The sequence below is a fragment of the Vibrio methylphosphonaticus genome (assembly GCF_023634655.1).
Taxonomy (GTDB): Bacteria; Pseudomonadota; Gammaproteobacteria; order Enterobacterales; family Vibrionaceae; genus Vibrio; species Vibrio methylphosphonaticus.
This window is the reverse complement of record NZ_JAMKMS010000015.1, coordinates 107845-127165: the sequence shown is the minus strand read 5'-3', so window position 1 is coordinate 127165 and position 19321 is coordinate 107845. Positions and strand designations below refer to the sequence as shown.

Here is a 19321-nt window from a genome sequence, read left to right as displayed (position 1 = left end):
CCAGCTTATTGGTTTTTAAACTTAATGATATTGCGACGCTGTTTTTTGTCAGGACGACGCTCTGGACTTGGGTTGTGTGCATTCAGTTTGCGCTGCAAAGCGAATTCTTCTCGCTTAGTGATACTCTCTTTGGTTTCCGAATAAAGAGTCTGGGCTTCCGGTGCTCCTCTGCGCTGATCTGAAATGCGTTCGATCCTGATCGTTTTTTCTTCGTTGCCTTGACGAAGGGTTATGACGGCATTCAGCTCGACAATTTTACTGGGTTTTGAACGTTGTCCATTGTAGTGGACTTTTCCACCGTCGACCATATTACGGGCAACACTGCGTGTTTTGTAAAAGCGAGCGGCCCACAACCATTTGTCGAGGCGAACGGCATTATTTTCTGAACTCATCTCGATTCCTGCTTTCTAACCCGCATTATAGCGTAAGACACTAAATATGTAGGAGGCGGGTATTACAATGATTACCCCACTAAATGGTGCTTAGCTCTAAAAAATTCAACCCTAGTAAGGAGATTGCATGACACTAATATTTATATATGACATAAATTCACAATAATGGAGTGATTTCAGCAGAAATTGACGCTAGTAAATGAAAAACTCAAGAAAAAGACTCATAATGCACAATTACAACGGAATACCGCTAAAGACAGGATACTAGGAGCGTGAAAGGATTTTCCATATCGACAACAACATTGCAATCTGCACCTCTGTTTTCATACTTACGTCGTTGTGTACACTATCAACCTCAGTTGAGTCTATTTATCGCACTGTGCTTGCTTGGGTTATCTGCTTGGATTGCCGGTGTATTGGCGTGGCAGCTATTTCCGCAAACATCTTCGGTAGGGCGCTGGCTACCTCCAACCATGGTGAATGTACAGTCGACAGGGACGAGCAATACTGCTTACTCATCAGAAATCAATAAAGCCAATATTTTTGGTCAGTACCAACGCGATCAAAAAGTCGTACAAGCGCCTGTTGTTACGGATGCGCCTAAGACGAGGTTGAATGTTGTGTTAGTGGGTTCTGTTGTAAGCAACAACCCAAATCGCAGCTTGGCAGTAGTGGCAAATAGGGGCAAGCAAGGCACCTATGGTATTGGTGAGCAAATTGAAGGAACTCGTGCCACCATTGCGGCAGTTTTGATTGATCGTATTATTATTTCCAATTCTGGGCGTGACGAAACTGTAATGCTAGAAGGTATTGAGTATAAAAAACTGGAATTAAATCAACCCGCACCGGCTGCAGCGTCAAATGTCGTGGGTAACAACCCAAGGGATAATGAAGAAAAGCTAGCGGCTATTCGCAGTACGATTACGCAAGATCCACAACAAATTTTTCAGTATGTCAGGCTGTCTCAAGTGAAACGAGACGGGAAAATATCGGGATACCGCGTTAGCCCAGGCCGTGATGCGGAGTTATTTAACGCAGTAGGCCTACAAAATGGTGACATTGCCGTTGCACTTAACGGCGCCGATCTTACCGACCCTGCTGCGATGGGACAAATTTATCAATCCATTTCGGATTTAACCGAACTCAACCTCACGGTTGAACGGGATGGACAACAGCACGACATCTTTATTCAATTCTAGTCGTGAATGCCGTATTTCAAGGGAGCAACAAGTGAAGAGTTGGCTTAAGAAAAGTACTTGGTTATTGATGGGAAGCCTGCTGGCTGTTCCCGCAGTCTCTGCCAATGAATTTAGTGCCAGTTTCAAGGGAACAGATATACAAGAGTTCATCAATATCGTAGGTCGTAACCTCGATAAAACGATCATTGTTGACCCATCTGTACGTGGCAAAGTGGATGTTAGAAGCTACGACGTATTAAGTGAAGAGCAATATTACAGCTTCTTTCTTAATGTGCTCGAAGTCTATGGTTACGCTGTTGTTGAAATGGACAACAACATTCTCAAAGTGATTAAAGCGAAAGATGCAAAAACGTCGGCAATTCCTGTTGTTGGAGATAACGATATTGCCAAAGGTGATAGCGTCATTACTCGCGTGGTTGCGGTTCGAAATGTCTCAGTGCGTGAATTGTCTCCGTTGCTAAGGCAATTAAACGATAACGCCGGCGCGGGTAACGTTGTGCATTATGATCCAGCCAACATCATCTTGATTACCGGGCGAGCAGCCGTGGTGAATCGCCTCGCCGATATTATTCGTCGTGTCGACCAGGCGGGTGATAAAGAAATTGAAGTGGTGGAGTTACAAAATGCCTCAGCTGCGGAAATGGTACGTATCGTTGATGCTCTAAATAAAACCACCGATGCTAAAAATACCCCAGCATTCTTGCAGCCTAAGCTGGTGGCCGATGATCGCACCAACTCTATTCTTATCTCGGGTGATCCTAAAGTTCGTAAGCGTTTACGTAGCCTAATCAGTCAGCTAGATGTTGAAATGGCGACGAAGGGTAATAACCGCGTGCAATATCTTCGTTATGCTAAGGCTGAAGATTTGGTCGAGGTATTAAAAGGTGTATCGGACAACCTGCAAAAAGAAAAACAGTCAGGTGGTAAATCAACATCCAATGCCAACCGTACAGAAGTGATGATCACGGCGCATGCGGATACCAATGCTTTAGTTCTTACCGCGCCGCCAGATATCATGAAAGCGCTATTGGAAGTGATTTCTCAGCTGGATATTCGTCGTGCTCAAGTACTTATTGAGGCGTTGATTGTTGAACTAGCCGATGTCGACGGTGCAAACTTAGGTGTGCAGTGGGGTAATGCTACGAGCGGTAGTGTGGTTCAGTTCTCCAATACTGGCGCGTCCATTGGCAGTGTTATGGTTGGTATGGAAGACGCGAAAGACAAAACAACAACAGAAACTCGTTATGATACTAACGGTACTCCTTACAACGTAGAAACCAAGACATCGGGTGATTACACCAAACTCGCCAGCGCACTGGGTGGCGTACAAGGTGCGGCCGTCGGCATTGCAATGGGTGACTGGACAGCGTTAATTACGGCAGTGTCGAGTACCTCTAACTCTAACATTCTGTCTTCGCCAAGTATTACCGTTATGGATAATGGTGAAGCCTCATTCATTGTTGGTGAAGAAGTGCCTGTCTTAACCGGCTCGACTGCGGGTTCGAACAACAGCAACCCATTCCAAACGGTTGAACGTAAAGAAGTGGGCATCAAGCTGAAAGTTGTGCCACAAATTAACGAAGGTAATTCCGTTCAGCTAACCATTGAACAAGAAGTTTCCAACGTATTGGGTGCGAGTGGTGCGGTCGATGTAAGATTTGCTAAACGTCAGCTTAATACCTCGGTGATGATCCAAGATGGTCAGATGCTGGTGTTAGGTGGTTTGATTGATGAGCGAGCGGCGGAAAGTGAATCTAAAGTGCCTTTCTTGGGCGATATTCCTTATTTAGGACGCTTATTTACCTCAACCAGTACCACGGTTGAGAAAAAGAACCTAATGGTCTTCATCAAGCCGACCATTATCCGCGATGGTATTACTGCTGATGGTTTGACGCAGCGTAAATATAACTATATTCGTGCAGAACAGTTGTTTAAAGCAGATCAAGGCTTGAAGTTGATGGATGATGGTTATATTCCAGTTCTACCTGAATTTGGTGAAACCACACGCTACCCATCTGAAATACAAGCCTTTATTGAGCAGATGGATACTAAGTAATGGGAGAGACAGTGGAGTTTCGCCCCTTAGTGGCCCGACTGCCGTTTAGCTTTGCCAATCGGTTCAAGGTGGTGTTCGAAGCCACGGAATCGGAGTCGGTACTGTTTTACGTAGAGCCGTTGGCGCTTAACGCTTTGCAAGAAGTTAAACGTGTTTATCGACAAACGTTTGAGTTAAAGCCTCTGCCGGCGGAACAGTTTGAAGTTAAGCTGACCCAAGCGTACCAACGAGACTCTTCAGAAGCGAGGCAGTTAATGGAAGACATCGGCGCAGATAGCGACGATTTCTTCTCATTGGCTGAAGAGCTGCCGCAAGATGAAGATCTACTCGAGTCGGAAGATGATGCACCCATTATCAAATTGATCAACGCTATGTTAGGTGAAGCAATTAAAGAAGGGGCGTCGGATATTCATATTGAGACCTTTGAAAAAGTGCTCTCTATTCGCTTCCGTGTCGATGGCGTATTACGTGATGTGTTGGCGCCGAGCCGTAAGCTAGCGCCACTACTGGTTTCGCGAGTTAAGGTGATGGCCAAACTTGATATTGCTGAAAAGCGTCTGCCTCAAGATGGTCGTATCTCATTGCGAATTGGTGGACGGGCGGTGGATGTTCGTGTGTCCACGATGCCTTCCTCACATGGCGAACGCGTCGTGATGCGATTGTTGGATAAAAATGCGACACGTCTCGATTTGCATAGCTTAGGGATGACCGCGACCAATCATGATCACTTCCGTAAACTTATCCAAAGACCTCATGGCATTATTCTGGTGACAGGTCCTACCGGGTCGGGTAAGTCGACGACCTTGTATGCTGGCCTGCAAGAAATCAATAGTAATGAACGCAACATTCTAACGGTCGAAGACCCGATTGAATTTGATATTGATGGCATTGGTCAGACGCAAGTTAATCCGAAAGTGGATATGACGTTTGCTCGAGGATTGCGTGCGATCTTGCGTCAGGATCCTGATGTTGTGATGGTTGGTGAGATTCGAGATCTTGAAACCGCCCAGATCGGTGTTCAAGCATCATTGACGGGTCACTTAGTCATGTCGACGCTACACACCAATACAGCCGTGGGTGCCATTACTCGTATGCGAGATATGGGTATTGAACCGTTTCTGATCTCCTCTTCTTTACTTGGCGTACTCGCGCAACGCTTAGTGCGTACCTTGTGTAAAGATTGCAAAGTCCCTTATCAAGCGGATACGCAGACCAAAAAGCTATTTGAAATGTCAGAGGCTGAGGAGTTAGTTCTGCACAAAGCGGTAGGCTGCGAAAAATGTAATCAAAAAGGCTACCGAGGACGAACGGGTATCCATGAGTTATTGATAATTGATGATGAAGTACAAACCTTGATTCATAATGAAGCGGGTGAGCAAGCCATTGAAAAAGAAGTGAGAAACTACACGCCGAGCATTCGAGATGACGGATTGAGTAAGGTTAAGCGCGGCATTACTTCACTGGAAGAAGTCATGCGAGTAACAAAGGAAGCATAAGTGGCTGCATTTGAATACAAGGCTTTAAATGCTAAAGGCAAGCAGACCAAAGGGCTGATTGAAGGCGATAACGCAAGACAAGTGCGTCAGCGCCTCAAAGAGCAGGGGCTAATGCCAATAGATGTGGTTGAAACAAGAAGCAAATCCACACGAAGTGCCAATGGAGAGGTGGCAAAACCAGCGTTTAAACGTGGCATCAGCACTCCCGATTTAGCCTTGATTACTCGACAATTATCGACATTAGTTCAGTCGGGGATGCCACTTGAAGAGTGTTTGAAAGCGGTATCTGAGCAATCAGAGAAACCTCGAATTCGGACAATGCTGGCAGCCATTCGTTCCAAAGTAACGGAAGGCTACACCTTGTCGGATAGCTTGGCTGATTATCCTCATGTCTTTGATGAACTCTTTCGCTCGATGGTTTCAGCGGGGGAAAAATCTGGACATTTAGACTCCATTTTAGAGCGTTTGGCAGATTACGCTGAAAACAGACAAAAGCTGCGTTCGAAGCTGCAGCAAGCGATGATCTATCCCGTTGTGCTGGTGGTGTTTGCTGTCGCGATCGTCGCTTTTCTTTTAGCTGCTGTCGTCCCTAAAATTGTGGGGCAGTTTGTGCAAATGGGGCAAGAACTACCAAAGTCGACTCAGTTTCTTTTATCCTCGAGTGATTTTATTCAAAATTGGGGTGTCGCATTACTGATTGGCTTTGTGGTGATAATGTACGCGATTAAAACCGCATTGCGTCGTCCAGCTATACGAATGAATTGGGATACTAAGGTGCTTGGTTTGCCCCTGATTGGGAAAATAGCCCGAGGCCTAAATACCTCACGTTTTGCGAGAACATTAGCGATATGTACGTCTAGCGCGATCCCAATTTTAGATGGTATGAAGGTTTCCGTGGATGTGATGACAAACCACTTTGCTAAAAAGCAAGTCTCGCTTGCTGCTGATAATGTGCGGGAAGGCGCAAGCTTACGCAAGGCGTTAGAGCAGACAAAACTGTTTCCTCCTATGATGTTGCATATGATAGCGAGTGGTGAGCAAAGTGGCGAGTTAGAGAGCATGCTGACTCGCGCCGCGGATAATCAGGACCAAAATTTTGAATCGACGATCAACATTGCGCTTGGGATATTTACCCCCGCGCTCATCGCTTTGATGGCGGGATTGGTATTGTTTATCGTGATGGCAACATTGATGCCAATATTGGCAATGAACAATTTGATGTCTGGGTAATCTAACCACGTAGACAGCATGATATTACCTCGTTTACGAGGTGTTTTCCTTTGGAGTACTAGATGAAACAGAAAATGAAAAAACAAGCAGGCTTCACCTTACTAGAAGTGATGGTCGTTGTGGTTATTTTAGGTGTGTTAGCCAGCTTTGTTGTGCCTAACTTATTGGGTAATAAAGAGAAGGCTGATCAGCAAAAAGCGATTACCGACATCGTAGCGCTAGAGAATGCGCTGGACATGTATAAGTTAGATAACAGTATTTATCCAACAACGGATCAAGGACTAGAAGCATTAGTGACTAAGCCGGGTAATCCAGAGCCTCGTAATTATCGTGATGGTGGTTATATTCGCCGTCTGCCTAACGATCCTTGGGGTAACGATTACCAATACTTGAGCCCAGGTGACAAAGGAACGATTGACGTGTTTACCCTTGGTGCTGATGGCCAAGAAGGTGGTGAGGGCGCAGCAGCTGATATTGGCAACTGGAACCTTCAAGACTTCCAGTAATACGTAAGGTAACAGAGCGTGTGAGCGCTCTGTTATCAATGAAGTGGTAATCGATGCGTCCTTTTAAGTCCTTTCATTCAGGTTTTACACTACTAGAGATACTTTTAGTGTTAGTGCTACTTTCGCTTAGCGCGGTGGCCGTCATTGCGTCGATACCACCAAAACAAGATAACCAAATCAAAGAAGAAGCCCAGCGCTTATTCCAAAGGCTTCAGCTGTTCAACGAAGAAGCAATGTTGGCGGGTAAGGATTTTGGAATTAGAGTTGATGAAGAACAGCGTCGGTATGTGTTTTTGGAACTCAAACCAGAAGGTTGGGAAAAAATATCATTAAAGAAGATTCCCGATGAGGTCACGCTTCCTGACGGTTTAACCATTAAGCTTGATTTAAGTAATGGTGTCTGGGGTGTTGATGACCGACTTTTCGAGCCTACATCTCTCTTTAATGATGATATGTTCGCAGATGTTGAAAAGAAGAAAAAACCAGAGAAGCCCCCGCAAATTTTCATATTGTCGAGCGGTGAATTTACTCCTGGCGTTTTTGTTCTAGCGCCAGAAAATCGCGCAAAGAAAGATCTTACGTGGCATATTCAAATCCAAGAAAATGGCTTGGTACAAGCAATGGATGATAGGGATTGGAATGATGAAAAGCGCTAGGGGTATGACACTATTGGAAGTGTTGGTTGCCTTGGCTATTTTTGCCACCGCTGCAATTTCTGTTATTCGTTCGGTGTCTCAGCATATTAATACTTTAAGTTACCTAGAAGAGAAAACCTTTGCGGCGATGGTGGTTGATAATCAAATGGCGAAAGTCATGCTTAGTAACAGCACATTGAAAGCTGAGAATGGCAAAGAGACGCTGGCTGGTCGTGAATGGTTTTGGCGGGTGACGCCTGTCAAAACATCAGATGATTTGCTTAAAGCATTTGATGTCAGCGTGGCGACCGACAAAAAAGCGAGCCCAATTGTGACGGTAAGGAGTTACGTTGCAAAATAGTCACAATGGGGCGCCTTCACGCGGATTTACTTTAATTGAAGTATTAGTCGCGATGGCGATCTTCGCCAGCTTGAGTGTGGCTGCTTATCAAGTCGTAAACCAAGTGCAGCGAAGTAATGAGTTATCTCAAGAGCGCAGCGCTCGGCTACAAGAAATTCAACGAGCTTTTGTCTACCTAGATAGTGATTTTAGGCAGATTGCTTTGCGACAATTCCGACATGAAGGTGAAGTGCCATTATCCGCGTTACTGATATGGCAGCAGAATTTACTCGACTCGGATAGCAAGGGCGTGCTCTTTAGTCGTTTAGGTTGGATGAACCCACAAAGCCAGTTTCCTCGAGGTGAGGTAGCCAAAATAGGCTATCGATTGAAAGATGAAAAATTAGAAAGGCTCTGGTGGCGCTATCCAGACACCAGTGTGGGAGAGCCCCCTGTTGTCTTGCCTATTTTGACGCAAGTCACCACTTTCGAACTGCGGTTCTATAATGGCGACTCATGGTTAAAGGAGTGGCAACAAGAGCTGACTTTACCTCAAGCGGTGGAAGTCACCTTGGAACTTGAGGATTACGGTAAAATTACCCGAATTTATTTGACGCCGAATGGGACAATCAATGCGTCGGCATCCTCAGGAGGTAATGCTAATCAGGGGGGTAGTAATGATGCCAACCAAGGAAGCGGTGGATGATGAAAAAGTCGTATGGTCATTCGTCATCTCAAAAAGGTGTCGCGTTGATCGTGATATTGTTGCTATTGGCGATCATGGTGTCGATTGCGGCGACAATGTCGGAGCGATTATTTAGCCAATTTACCCGTGCCAATAGCCAGATTAATTATCAGCAGGCCTATTGGTACTCTATTGGGGTTGAGGCACTCGCAACCGTCGCGATTAAAGAGAGCTTTAAAGACAATAAAGACAGCATTAACTTGAATCAGCCATGGGCGATTGAAGAGCGAACTTACCCACTCGATTACGGTGAAGCAACCGGTCGTATTGTTGATATGCAGTCATGCTTTAATATCAATGCGTTGTCGAGTATCGCCCCGACAGCCAATAGCACCGAGAAGCCTTTTTTAGTGCGTTTTTTTCAACGACTGTTGGAGCAGTATGATGTCGAAAATTACCAAGCTGAGCAGATAGCAGACTCGACTTGGGAGTTTGTGAATAAAGAAACGACCGTGCGCTCAATCTCGGGTGTTGGCGATAGTTATTATGAATCGTTGTCTCCCGCTTATGTCACTGCTAACGGTTTATTGGCAGATAGCTCTGAATTACGAGCTATCAACCAGGTGATGGGGGATATTACATTGCGTTTGGGCTCGTCGGTTTGTGCGTTGCCGATGTCAACCTGGCAACTAAACGTCAATACACTCGCCCCTGAAAATGCCGATGTATTGGTTGCACTTTTTGCACCTAACTTATCGCGAGAAAATGCATTGCAATTATTGGAAAATCGCCCATTTGATGGTTGGTCTGGTGTGGACAAGTTTCTTGCTGAATCGCAAATGAGTAGTGTGGATGAAAATGCTCGCAAGCAAGCGTCGCAGTATTTATCCGTGGACAGCGTGTACTTTGAACTTGATGCTCAGGTTGTGGTGGATGAATCACGGCTGAGGTTGAGAACGTTATTTTATAGTCAAGATAGAGAAAATCTGACGGTGGTACGTCGTCGATTTGGAGGATTGAGTGAGCGAGTTCTTAACCGTTCGACTGAATAGTCAGCCTAATAGCCCAGTAAGTTGGGCGGTGTGGTCGACTGGACAAAAGGAAGTGATTGCCAGTGGTGAGTTGGAAAGTCTTGCGCAGTTGGAAACAATAAAAGAGTACGCTCAACAAAGAGTGACGTTATTGCTGCTGTGTTCTCAAGATGTTCATTTCTCCGAAGTAGCAATCCCGGCAGGGGGATCTCGCCAGTTTGAGACGATGCTGCCTTACTTAGTTGAGGATGACATTGCCCAAGATGTCGATGACTTACATTTTTCAATACTGCATAAACAGAATGGTAAAGCGGTAGTTTGTGCTGTGGATCGGGCGTATCTACTGCAGATACTGGCGTGTTTTTTAGAGTGCGGAATTGACGTTAAGAAAGTCGTGCCTGATGTATTAGCACTGCCTGAATCCGAGAACATTAGCGCCATCGAATTCAATGAACAGTGGCTTTTTCGAACCCATCAATGGCAAGGGATGACCGTTGACCAGCACTGGCTTGGGTCTGTAATTGACTCCGACTACCTCGCGTCAACGTCCGAAGAAGGTGACGTTGAAGCCATTACGGTAGAGGTGTACTCCCAACCAAGTGATGAGATGCAGCGTGACTCTAAGCATATTACGTGGCAGTTTGCGCCGATTGAAATGCCAATGGCGTTGTTATCGCAAGGTGCCATTGATAGCCAAACAACGCTATTAACGGGTGATTTAAAACCGAAAGCCTCATTTGTTAAGTACTGGAATATATGGAGAAAGGTCGCGATTGCCACCGTCATCTTACTTGTTGCGCTTATCGCCGAGCAGGTGATGTTGGTGAGTCAGTACGAATCGCAAGCGACAGCATACCGAGCGGAGAGTGAACGCATTTTTCGCACAGTATTTCCAGATAAGAAACGGATACCGACCGTCAGTTATCTTAAAAGGCAAATGCAAGATGAGTTAACTAAACTGGGTGGCTCTGGTATGTCTAGCACCTCAGCATTGGAATGGCTGGCTCAACTGCCCAATACCGTCGGACAGGTGAACGGAATGCAGGTTGTCAGTTTTACCTATGATGGCAATCGCAATGAAGTTCGCTTAAGTGTGACAAGCCGTGATTTCGAGAGTTTTGAATCGGCTAAGATCAAATTAGAAACACAGTTCGATGTTTCACAGGGGCCACTGAATCGAAACGGTGAATTGGTGATGGGCAATTTTGTGTTGAAGAAGAAGTAGGTCATTACATGAAAGGATTACTATTAACGGCCCAGAGCTGGTGGATTTCAATTAGCCAGAGAGAGCAAAGACTGGTGATTGTCTGCTCTGTTTTTTTGATTCTTGGCATTATCTATTGGGGAATACTTTCTCCTTTTGCCATGAGAACAGAATTAGCTCAGTCACGTATACAATCGGAAAAGCAGTTGCTGTCTTGGGTAAAGGAACAAGCGAATCAAATTACCGAAAAGCGTCAGGCTGGTGGTGTGGTGGTGTCAAAGCAGGCGCTGAATCAAATTATTACCTCATCAACGGGGCGCTTTAACATTGAGCTTATTCGTATGCAGCCTCGAGGGGAGGAGCTACAAGTTTGGATCAAACCGATCCCATTTGAGTTTTTTGTTAACTGGTTATTCTATCTACAAGAAACACATGGCGTGAACGTAGAGATTATGGATATAGATAAAGCTGATCAAAGTGGTGTTATCGACGTCAACCGTTTGCAGTTTAAGCGAGGGGGCTAAATGAAACGAGTGATAAAGTATGTCTCACTGTTTGTCGCTGTTTTTTTTGCTAGCGTGATTTATCACGCGCCTGCTCAAGTGTTGTTAAGCGTAGCACCCTTACCATCTAACGTGGTGATTAGCGGTGTGCAAGGAACGATATGGCAAGGCCGTGCACAGAATGTGAATTACCAGCGTCAACAATTGGGCGAGGTGAGTTGGCATTTTTCATGGTTGAGTATACTGACGCTTTCACCTGAATACGCGGTTCGCTTTGGCCGTGGTAGTGCATTGGGTATTGCCGGGAAAGGCAACATTGGTGTCAATTTCTCTGGTCCTTATGTTCATACCTTACTGGCATCTTTGCCTGCAGAAAGTATCCTAGATATTTATACGCCTCCCGTTCCTATTAACGCAGGTGGTCAAGTGGAGCTCGCGATACGCTCAATGCAGTATCAATCGCCATGGTGTGGTAGTGGTGATGGCTCGTTGTCATGGAATGCAGGTTATGTGGAAACACCGGTGGGGAGTTTAAGTTTTGGGCCAACCGTCATTGATATGACATGCAGCGACAGTACGATCAAAGCGAAAGGCGCCCAAAATAGCGCTCAAGTATCCAGTGAGTTTACTGGTGAATTAAGCGCGAACCGACAGTATCAAACTCAAGCATGGTTTAAACCTGGATCCGACTTTCCGCCGTCCATGCAACAGCAGCTTAAATGGTTCGGTAACCCCGACAATCAAGGGCGTTATTCTTTTAATTATCAAGGGCGTTTTTAAATCGGCTCGAGTCACGAAGTAAAATAAAAAACGAAAAAAGGCGGTGTTGACCGCCTTTTTTCGTTTATGGCGTGGTGCTTTTTCTGGAGATAGCGTTAGACTTTTCGTCATTGGGCAAGAGAGAAACACCTCACTCTTTAATGAGGATATCATCCCAAGGCAGAGCTTGATCGCCAATAACGATGAAATTGGGGTTTTCTAACGTTTCTCTTAAGTTATAAGAAAGTGGCGTTAGCTGAGTGCTAAGAATAGCTCCGCCCGCTTCTTCTACAATGCATTGTGTTGCGGCGGTGTCCCACTCGCCAGTCGGTCCGAGTCTTAAATAACAATCGACCGCGCCCTCTGCGACAAAACATGCTTTTAAGGCTGCGGAGCCTAAAGGCACCAAATCATAATTCCAAGCGCTGCTCATTTTTTCCGTAATACGATTGATGTTCTGTCTGCGGCTAATAGCAATAGAGATCGCATGGCTGGCCACTTCATGAGTGTGCACTTTAATCCTTATGCTTTCATCCATTTCTGGAATCTTCCAGGCCCCTTTGCCCTGATAAGCGTAGTAGGTCACACCAGACACGGGAGCATAAACCACGCCCATAATGGGTTTGTTATCGCGAACAAGGGCAATGATAGTGGCAAAGTCACCGCTGCGCGCAATGAACTCTTGTGTTCCATCTAAGGGGTCAACTAACCAATATTCTCGCCACTGAGAGCGTTGCTCTAAGCTGATGTCGGCGGCTTCTTCCGATAAAATAGGGATGCTTGGTGTAAGTTGAGATAACTGCTCCATAATCAATTTATGGGCGGCTAAATCGGCGCTGGTGACGGGCGTGTCGTTGTCCTTGGTATAGGACTCGTAGTCATTTTTTTCATAGATATCGAGAATAAGCTGCCCAGCAGAGCGTGCAATTTCAATGACGTCAGGTAAATGGTGGGAGAGGTCGTGATTGAGAGTCATTACGTTACAGCCCCAGAGTTGATTTAAGTCTTAGCATTAACAATAGCGCGGTGATGCTGCGAGCTTCAGAGAAGTCAATGTGAGTGAGTAGCTCATCCGCTTGAGCTAGAGGCCATTTGATGACTTCCAGAGGCTCTGGCTCATCGCCTTCTAGCTTTTCTGGGTAAAGATCCTGTGCAACGAAGAGTGTCATACGACTGGAGAAATAAGACGGCGCTAAAATGACTTCTTTGAGTGGTGTTAGAGTCCGAGCGCCAAAGCCGATTTCTTCTTTGAGTTCACGCACTGCGGCTTGTTCTGCAACTTCACCAGGGTCAATCAGACCTTTCGGGAACCCCAACTCATAACGCTCGGTGCCTGCTGCATATTCGCGAACTAATAGAATATCGCCATGCTCGGTGATTGGAACCATCATGACAGCATTTCGCCCGCTGGGCTTCATGCGCTCGTAGGTCCGCTTAGTCCCATTCGAGAACTGCAAGTCTAGGGCTTCAATTTTAAAGAGCCTAGATTCAGCAACGGTTTTTTGGGCTAAGATTTCAGGTCCTTGTTTGGACGGCATGGGGGTTCTCCTTAGCATGTGCAATGATAGCGAGACCATCGCGAAGCATTGATTGTAGTGCTTAATATATACCTAAGTAACTTCAAGATGCTAGGTTCTGTGATAATTACTTATGGTGGCTGTCGTGTTTGAGATTGCTAGGAGGGGGTGATGATCAGTCATACTGTTGTGCGGATAAATAAAAACGGTGCGCAAAGCTTAACTTCACGCACCGCTCTAATTGCTACGCTCTTACCCGACAGTAAGACGCCTGATGGCGACTGTTAGTAGTAAGAATGCTCGCCGCGATCGTGCTCAGTCATGTCGCGAACAGCACTTAGCTCACCAGAAAACTCTTCAAGTAGTTGCTTTTCAATACCTTCTTTTAGGGTGACATCGACCATAGAACAACCATTACAGCCGCCGCCAAATTGAACGATGGCAATCCCTTCAGGGGTGATTTCCATTAGGCTTACATGACCGCCATGACCCGCTAGTTGCGGATTAACTTGTGTTTGAATCGCGTACTCAACACGCTCCATTAGCGGCGCATCGTCCGAGACTTTGCGCATTTTTGCATTTGGTGCTTTTAACGTAAGTTGAGAGCCCATTTTGTCCGTGACAAAATCAATTTCGGCATCTTCAAGAAATGGCAGAGAAAGCTCATCAACGTAAGCGGTTAAGACTTCGTATTTGAATTGAGTATCGTTGCTTTCGACGGCTTCTGGTGGGCAATATGACACGCCACACTCTGCATTTTGTGTTCCAGGGTTCACAACGAAGACGCGGATGCTGGTACCTTCTGGCTGCTGTGCCAGAAGTTTTGAAAAGTGGCTTTGTGCACTTTCTGTAATAGTAATTGGATTTGACACGACAAGTACCCGAGTAATTTTGTAGGTTATTACCGCTATTCTACTCTTGAACTAAGAGGATGCCAAAATTTTTTGCTCACGGCTTGTACAAGATGTGTCGTCGAGAGCGATGAGTTAATTTGGCGTGCGGCACAAACAGTAAATATCAATTTTTTCTACGCCTACTTCAAGTAATAATTGGCTTAAATGCTTAACCGTCGCGCCAGTTGTGACCACATCATCAATAATGGCAACATGTTTGGCGGTGGGAGCATTTTGCAACGTGAAGGCTTTGCCTACATTATTGAGCCTTGCTTGCCGGTTGAGTGATTTTTGTGTTGGCGTGTTCATTCGTTTATGAAAAATGTGTTCTCCAAGGTGGCTGCTAGGCCACAAAGCGTGCATTTGTTTTGCCATTAAATGGCTGAGATTAAAGCCTCGCCATAGTTCCTGATGCCAGATCATTGGAACAGAAATGAGCATTGGAGCGGGATCAGGAATACGTTGGTGAAGTTGTTCTATAAGTGGCGGTAATAGCCAAAACTGACGTTGATGCTTTATTTTCTGAATAAAGAGTGAAAGTGGAAATTGATAGTCTCCTAAGCAGAACATCCTTTGCCATGGTGGCGGCAGTTTGAGGCATTCACCACATACCGGCGGTTCATTAAGGGGTGGCTTACTAAGATGTTGTTTACTAAAGTATTGCTCACTAAAGCATTGCTCGCTAAAACACTGTTCGTTGAGAATAGGTAAGGCGCAGCTCGGGCAGCGTGGTGTGTCATCTTCGATATAAGATTGGCAATAGTGGCACCAAAGATTATGACCGAGTGAAAGAGGGATACCAAGGCCACATATATGGCATCGCTTACGTATGGGAGTAAAATTATGCATGACGCTACCAAAGGACGTTTGTAAGATAGTGATTAGCATGAAGTAAAATTCAACGGAAAAAGTTGTAATTCAGTAGGAGAGAATGTGAGTCAAGATGTGAAAGTTCACTGGCAAACAGAAGGGCAAGGCCCTGATCTGGTTTTGATCCATGGTTGGGGAATGAATGGTGCCGTCTGGGAGCAGTGCATACCGAAGTTAAAAGACTGCTTCACTGTGCATGTTGTTGATCTGCCTGGTTATGGCTTAAGTGGCGAGGTGTCATGCCAATCATTTTCTGACTTGATCCCCCTTGTTCTAGAAGACGCGCCCTCGAGAGCGATTTGGTTAGGTTGGTCACTTGGGGGGCTGGTGGCGACACAGATTGCCAATCAGCATCCAGATCGTGTTACACAATTAGTGACGCTGGCGAGCTCACCAAAATTTTCGCAACAATTACCATGGAAAGGAATAAAGCAGGAGGTGTTGAGCGCCTTTACTGAGCAGTTATCCAAGAATTTTACCTTAACGATTGAGCGCTTTATGGCACTGCAAGCGATGGGAAGCCCGAGTGCTCGTAAGGATGTAAAACAGTTGAAAGAGGCGGTGTTATCTCGCCCAATGCCCGCACCAGAGGCACTTCATTTAGGCTTAGATTGGCTAGGAAGCTTAGACCTGCGCCAAGCGTTACGGGAAATCGATATCCCTGTTCATCGTTGGTATGGTCGCCTAGATGGTTTAGTACCGGTGAACGTTGCTGATGTGCTGGATTCTGAGATGCGAGCGCATAACTCTTACGTGTTTACCGGCTCCTCACATGCGCCGTTTATTACCGAATTAGATAGCTTTGTCGGTAAGGTAAAGTCTCTCCTGTAACGTTGTCGGCCGATTAATGTGTTGGTTTTTTATTCGAATTGGGTAAAGATTTTTACAGATATTCCGATACGATAAAGAGACGGTATATTTTTAATGGCAATAGCAGCATGTAAATTTAAGCGGCTATTGCTCTATGGTTGGCGTTTCGGTCGCATACTAAATGTGAAGTATGCGTTGTCATTTGTAACCCACTAAATTGTGCAGTATTAGTTATTTTCACTCAAATGAGAGGAGAGTGATAAGTGATAGTGTCGCCCAATAACATCAGTGCGCCTGTGGTGGCTTCTTCTGTTAATCCACAAACAGAGCAAGCCGCCCGTGATAACAAGGTCCGTGAGCCAATTATCCCTACTGTTGAGCTGGCAAGGACTAACGCGGAGCGTCGCATTAATGAGGAAGAAAAGCGGCGGAAACGAAATGCCTGGGATCCGGCCGAACATCCTGAATATGATGACGACAATGAACCGAGAACCTCCAACGATCCTATTCAACGTTTGTTTCAGTTGTTGGCATTAAATACCTACAGTGCGTCACAAGGAAAAGGTTACGCAATGCGCTTTCGCTTACCGCAAAAAATACTTAAAGCGGCCATTATGGAAGGAAGAATGGCAAAACGACGTACCGTGATTCGCTACCATTACGGTCATGCTGTTGCCCCCAATACGCCTTCCGATATTATTGCGGTAACGTAAAAAAGAGCACAAGTTGTGCTCTTTTTTTATCCCATGCCCTTATTGCTACGAACATGGGCTTTCTGAGTCGTTACGGGTAGCGGTTATTTTTTTGCTTTAGCAAACGCTGCCGCGAACGCTCCACCCATGGCATTTCCACCAGTATCCGCTCTTTGCTGGCGTGGTTTAGATGCTGTTTTTGGCGTAGAAGTCGTATTGTGATTTTGACTACCTGAGCGTGAGGTTCGATTATCTTGCCCCGGCTCATCGTTAAGACGCATGGAAAGTCCGATACGTTTTCGAGCGGCGTCCACTTCCATTACTTTTACTTTGACGATATCGCCCGCTTTTACCACTTCGCGCGGGTCTGAAACGTAGCGATCAGTTAACGCTGAAATATGAACTAGGCCATCTTGGTGCACACCAATATCAACGAAGGCACCGAAATTGGCAACATTGGAGACCACGCCTTCTAGAATCATTCCGGGTTCCAAATCAGCAACGGTATTTACGCCTTCGGCAAACGTCGCCGTTTTAAATTCAGGTCTTGGATCTCGTCCAGGTTTGTCGAGCTCTTTGATAATGTCTGTGACAGTAGGTAAACCAAAAATATCATTGGTGTAATCGATGGCACTCAGTGATTTTAGAAACGCACTGTCACCGAGTAATGAATTCAATGGGCGATCAGTTTTTTCAGCAATTGTTTTGACCACCGGGTAGGCTTCTGGGTGAACAGAAGAGGCGTCTAATGGATTCTTGCCATCCATTATGCGTAAGAAACCAGCACATTGCTCAAACGCTTTTGGCCCTAAACGTGCCACTTTTTTGAGCGTCGTACGAGCGTTAAAACGGCCGTGCTCATCACGGTAGTCGACAATGTTTTGCGCTAAGGTCGTTGATAGGCCTGCGACTCTAGTAAGCAGGGCGGATGACGCAGTATTCACATCGACACCGACCGCATTTACACAATCTTCAACCACCGCATCAAGGCGCTTTGCTAGCATGGTTTGGCTAACATCGTGTTGGTATTGACCCACACCGATTGACTTAGGGTCAATTTTGACCAGCTCTGCGAGTGGATCTTGAAGTCGGCGAGCAATGGAAACGGCGCCACGTAATGAGACATCCATGTTTGGAAACTCGTTTGCTGCGAGCTCTGAAGCCGAATAGACCGACGCTCCCGCTTCACTGACAATGATTTTCTGTACTTTATGGTTGCCACGTTTAATCACGTCAGCGGCAAAGCTATCGGTTTCACGTGAGGCTGTACCGTTACCAATTGCAATGAGATCGACATTAAACTGCTGGATAAGCTTATCGATGATGTGGGCTGATTTGTCGTATTGCTTTTGCGGCACGTGAGGATAAATGACATCGGTAGCCAAAACCTTACCCGTCGCATCTACCACCGCAACTTTACAGCCAGTTCGCAAACCTGGGTCTAAACCAAGAGTGGCGCGAGGACCGGCTGGCGCTGCCATGAGTAAGTCTTTTAGGTTCGTTGCGAAGACCTCAATCGCCTCGATTTCTGAGCGTTCTTTTAGCGCGCCCATTAATTCAGTTTCCATGTGCATCGATACTTTGATACGCCATGACCAACTGATCACTTGTTTGCGCCAAGCATCGGCCGCCGCGGTGCTCAGGTGAATGCCATAGTGTTGGGCAATAAGAGTTTCACAATATGATTCTCTTACTTTCTCTTCACTTGCAGGGTCTGCATTGAGTGACAGCTGCAGGTAGCCCTCGTTGCGGCCTCGCAGCATAGCCAGTGCTCGGTGGGAAGGAACTCGGCTGATCGCTTCGTTATGCTCGAAATAATCTTTGAATTTCTCACCTTCATTTTCTTTCCCGGCAATGACGCGAGAGGTGAGCTCGGCATGGCTGGTTAAATAACGGCGGACCTTATCGAGTAAGCTCGCATCTTCAGCAATGCGCTCCATAATAATGGCACGGGCACCATCAAGCGCGGCTTTGCTATCTGCAATGCCTTTTTCTACGTCAATATAACGCTGAGCAGAACTTTCAGGGTCATTCTCTGGCTGTAACCAAAGTAGATCAGCGAGAGGTTCTAAACCTGCTTCAATGGCAATTTGCCCTTTAGTTCGACGTTTTGGCTTGTAAGGTAAGTAGAGGTCTTCAAGACGAGTTTTACTGTCAGCATCATTGATGTCGCTGGCTAATGAAGCGGTGAGCTTACCTTGGTCATCAATGGATTTCAGGATGGTTTGACGTCGGTCATCAAGCTCTCTTAAGTAGCTTAGGCGTGAATCAAGCGAGCGAAGCTGAGTATCATCAAGCCCACCTGTGACCTCTTTTCGATAACGGGCGATAAAAGGGACAGTATTACCATCATCAATTAGTGTGACAGCAGCTTCTACTTGCTTTGGGCTAACGTTTAGCTCTTTAGCAATCAGTTGACAGATAGCGTGGCTCATCCGTGTATTCTCTATTAGTTATGTGAGAGAAAGGAATGCTCCCTTCCTTGATATCTTTAGGATATAAG

The 19321-nt window shown here is 45.8% G+C and carries 20 protein-coding genes; 14 read left to right on the top strand and 6 right to left on the bottom strand.

The window, feature by feature from the left end; genetic code table 11:
- Positions 1-5: 5 nt before the first annotated feature.
- Positions 6-392 (bottom strand): ribosome-associated heat shock protein Hsp15, encoded by a 387-nt coding sequence (hslR, locus tag M9196_RS17245; protein WP_250618754.1) that lies wholly within the window; start codon positions 390-392, stop codon positions 6-8.
- A gap of 302 nt (positions 393-694) precedes the next feature.
- On the opposite strand from hslR, the gene gspC reads away from it, so the two are divergent.
- The 12 genes from gspC to M9196_RS17185 all read left to right on the top strand — a co-directional run bounded on the left by gspC (position 695) and on the right by M9196_RS17185 (position 12057).
- On the top strand, positions 695-1591 hold the full coding sequence (gspC, locus tag M9196_RS17240; RefSeq protein ID WP_250618767.1) for a type II secretion system protein GspC: 897 nt from the start codon (positions 695-697) through the stop codon (positions 1589-1591).
- Positions 1592-1622: 31 nt separating this feature from the next.
- Positions 1623-3647 (top strand): type II secretion system secretin GspD, encoded by a 2025-nt coding sequence (gspD, locus tag M9196_RS17235; RefSeq protein ID WP_250618753.1) that lies wholly within the window; start codon positions 1623-1625, stop codon positions 3645-3647.
- Positions 3647-5143, top strand: a complete 1497-nt coding sequence (gene gspE, locus M9196_RS17230) for a type II secretion system ATPase GspE (RefSeq protein WP_250618752.1) — start codon at positions 3647-3649, stop codon at positions 5141-5143. The genes gspD and gspE overlap by 1 nt, the downstream gene beginning before the upstream one ends.
- Positions 5144-6373: a type II secretion system inner membrane protein GspF gene (gene gspF / locus M9196_RS17225; RefSeq protein WP_250618751.1), complete on the top strand. Its 1230-nt coding sequence runs from the start codon at positions 5144-5146 to the stop codon at positions 6371-6373. It begins immediately after the preceding gene.
- Positions 6374-6435: 62 nt separating this feature from the next.
- A complete protein-coding gene (gene gspG, locus M9196_RS17220) occupies positions 6436-6879 on the top strand; it encodes a type II secretion system major pseudopilin GspG (protein ID WP_250618750.1) in 444 nt (147 codons plus the stop codon).
- A gap of 53 nt (positions 6880-6932) precedes the next feature.
- On the top strand, positions 6933-7535 hold the full coding sequence (gene gspH / locus M9196_RS17215) for a type II secretion system minor pseudopilin GspH (protein WP_284677209.1): 603 nt from the start codon (positions 6933-6935) through the stop codon (positions 7533-7535).
- Positions 7483-7875, top strand: a complete 393-nt coding sequence (gene gspI, locus M9196_RS17210; protein WP_250618748.1) for a type II secretion system minor pseudopilin GspI — start codon at positions 7483-7485, stop codon at positions 7873-7875. The genes gspH and gspI overlap by 53 nt, the downstream gene beginning before the upstream one ends.
- A complete protein-coding gene (gene gspJ, locus M9196_RS17205; RefSeq protein WP_250618747.1) occupies positions 7865-8560 on the top strand; it encodes a type II secretion system minor pseudopilin GspJ in 696 nt (231 codons plus the stop codon). The genes gspI and gspJ overlap by 11 nt, the downstream gene beginning before the upstream one ends.
- Positions 8557-9591 carry a type II secretion system minor pseudopilin GspK gene (gene gspK / locus M9196_RS17200; protein ID WP_406707698.1) on the top strand — a complete coding sequence of 345 codons (1035 nt, stop codon included), beginning with the start codon at positions 8557-8559 and terminating at the stop codon, positions 9589-9591. The genes gspJ and gspK overlap by 4 nt, the downstream gene beginning before the upstream one ends.
- On the top strand, positions 9560-10795 hold the full coding sequence (gene gspL / locus M9196_RS17195; RefSeq protein WP_250618746.1) for a type II secretion system protein GspL: 1236 nt from the start codon (positions 9560-9562) through the stop codon (positions 10793-10795). The genes gspK and gspL overlap by 32 nt, the downstream gene beginning before the upstream one ends.
- Before the next feature lie 8 nt (positions 10796-10803).
- The gene (locus M9196_RS17190) at positions 10804-11298 is read left to right on the top strand and encodes a type II secretion system protein M (protein WP_250618745.1); all 495 of its coding nucleotides are present in this window, start codon (positions 10804-10806) and stop codon (positions 11296-11298) included.
- Positions 11299-12057 (top strand): type II secretion system protein N, encoded by a 759-nt coding sequence (locus M9196_RS17185; RefSeq protein WP_250618744.1) that lies wholly within the window; start codon positions 11299-11301, stop codon positions 12055-12057.
- A 130-nt stretch (positions 12058-12187) separates the two neighbouring features.
- On the opposite strand, the gene cysQ is transcribed toward M9196_RS17185, so the two are convergent.
- From cysQ to M9196_RS17165, 4 genes are all read right to left on the bottom strand, one after another.
- The gene (cysQ, locus tag M9196_RS17180) at positions 12188-13012 is read right to left on the bottom strand and encodes a 3'(2'),5'-bisphosphate nucleotidase CysQ (protein ID WP_250618743.1); all 825 of its coding nucleotides are present in this window, start codon (positions 13010-13012) and stop codon (positions 12188-12190) included.
- A 4-nt stretch (positions 13013-13016) separates the two neighbouring features.
- On the bottom strand, positions 13017-13574 hold the full coding sequence (gene nudE / locus M9196_RS17175; protein ID WP_250618742.1) for an ADP compounds hydrolase NudE: 558 nt from the start codon (positions 13572-13574) through the stop codon (positions 13017-13019).
- Positions 13575-13837: 263 nt separating this feature from the next.
- On the bottom strand, positions 13838-14425 hold the full coding sequence (nfuA, locus tag M9196_RS17170; protein WP_250618741.1) for a Fe-S biogenesis protein NfuA: 588 nt from the start codon (positions 14423-14425) through the stop codon (positions 13838-13840).
- A 114-nt stretch (positions 14426-14539) separates the two neighbouring features.
- Entirely contained in the window at positions 14540-15295 is a 756-nt protein-coding gene (locus M9196_RS17165; protein ID WP_250618740.1) for a phosphoribosyltransferase family protein, read from the bottom strand.
- An 84-nt stretch (positions 15296-15379) separates the two neighbouring features.
- Between M9196_RS17165 and bioH the strand changes: the two genes are divergently transcribed.
- A complete protein-coding gene (bioH, locus tag M9196_RS17160) occupies positions 15380-16147 on the top strand; it encodes a pimeloyl-ACP methyl ester esterase BioH (RefSeq protein ID WP_250618739.1) in 768 nt (255 codons plus the stop codon).
- 242 nt (positions 16148-16389) lie between these two features.
- Entirely contained in the window at positions 16390-16839 is a 450-nt protein-coding gene (locus tag M9196_RS17155; RefSeq protein ID WP_250618738.1) for an ATP-dependent Lon protease, read from the top strand.
- Between the two features lie 83 nt (positions 16840-16922).
- On the opposite strand, the gene M9196_RS17150 is transcribed toward M9196_RS17155, so the two are convergent.
- The gene (locus tag M9196_RS17150; RefSeq protein ID WP_250618737.1) at positions 16923-19253 is read right to left on the bottom strand and encodes a Tex family protein; all 2331 of its coding nucleotides are present in this window, start codon (positions 19251-19253) and stop codon (positions 16923-16925) included.
- Positions 19254-19321 lie beyond the last annotated feature (68 nt).

What these genes read in the sequence shown, in the direction of transcription:
- M9196_RS17190 (WP_250618745.1), top strand. Translation starts at nt 10,804, where the DNA reads ATGAAAGGATTACTATTAACGGCCCAGAGCTGGTGGATTTCAATTAGC.
- gspE (WP_250618752.1), top strand. Translation starts at nt 3,647, where the DNA reads ATGGGAGAGACAGTGGAGTTTCGCCCCTTAGTGGCCCGACTGCCGTTT.
- gspI (WP_250618748.1), top strand. Translation starts at nt 7,483, where the DNA reads ATGGCTTGGTACAAGCAATGGATGATAGGGATTGGAATGATGAAAAGC.
- gspK (WP_406707698.1), top strand. Translation starts at nt 8,557, where the DNA reads ATGATGAAAAAGTCGTATGGTCATTCGTCATCTCAAAAAGGTGTCGCG.
- M9196_RS17165 (WP_250618740.1), bottom strand. Translation starts at nt 15,295, where the DNA reads ATGCATAATTTTACTCCCATACGTAAGCGATGCCATATATGTGGCCTT.
- gspH (WP_284677209.1), top strand. Translation starts at nt 6,933, where the DNA reads ATGCGTCCTTTTAAGTCCTTTCATTCAGGTTTTACACTACTAGAGATA.
- M9196_RS17185 (WP_250618744.1), top strand. Translation starts at nt 11,299, where the DNA reads ATGAAACGAGTGATAAAGTATGTCTCACTGTTTGTCGCTGTTTTTTTT.
- gspG (WP_250618750.1), top strand. Translation starts at nt 6,436, where the DNA reads ATGAAACAGAAAATGAAAAAACAAGCAGGCTTCACCTTACTAGAAGTG.
- cysQ (WP_250618743.1), bottom strand. Translation starts at nt 13,012, where the DNA reads ATGACTCTCAATCACGACCTCTCCCACCATTTACCTGACGTCATTGAA.
- M9196_RS17150 (WP_250618737.1), bottom strand. Translation starts at nt 19,253, where the DNA reads ATGAGCCACGCTATCTGTCAACTGATTGCTAAAGAGCTAAACGTTAGC.
- nudE (WP_250618742.1), bottom strand. Translation starts at nt 13,574, where the DNA reads ATGCCGTCCAAACAAGGACCTGAAATCTTAGCCCAAAAAACCGTTGCT.
- hslR (WP_250618754.1), bottom strand. Translation starts at nt 392, where the DNA reads ATGAGTTCAGAAAATAATGCCGTTCGCCTCGACAAATGGTTGTGGGCC.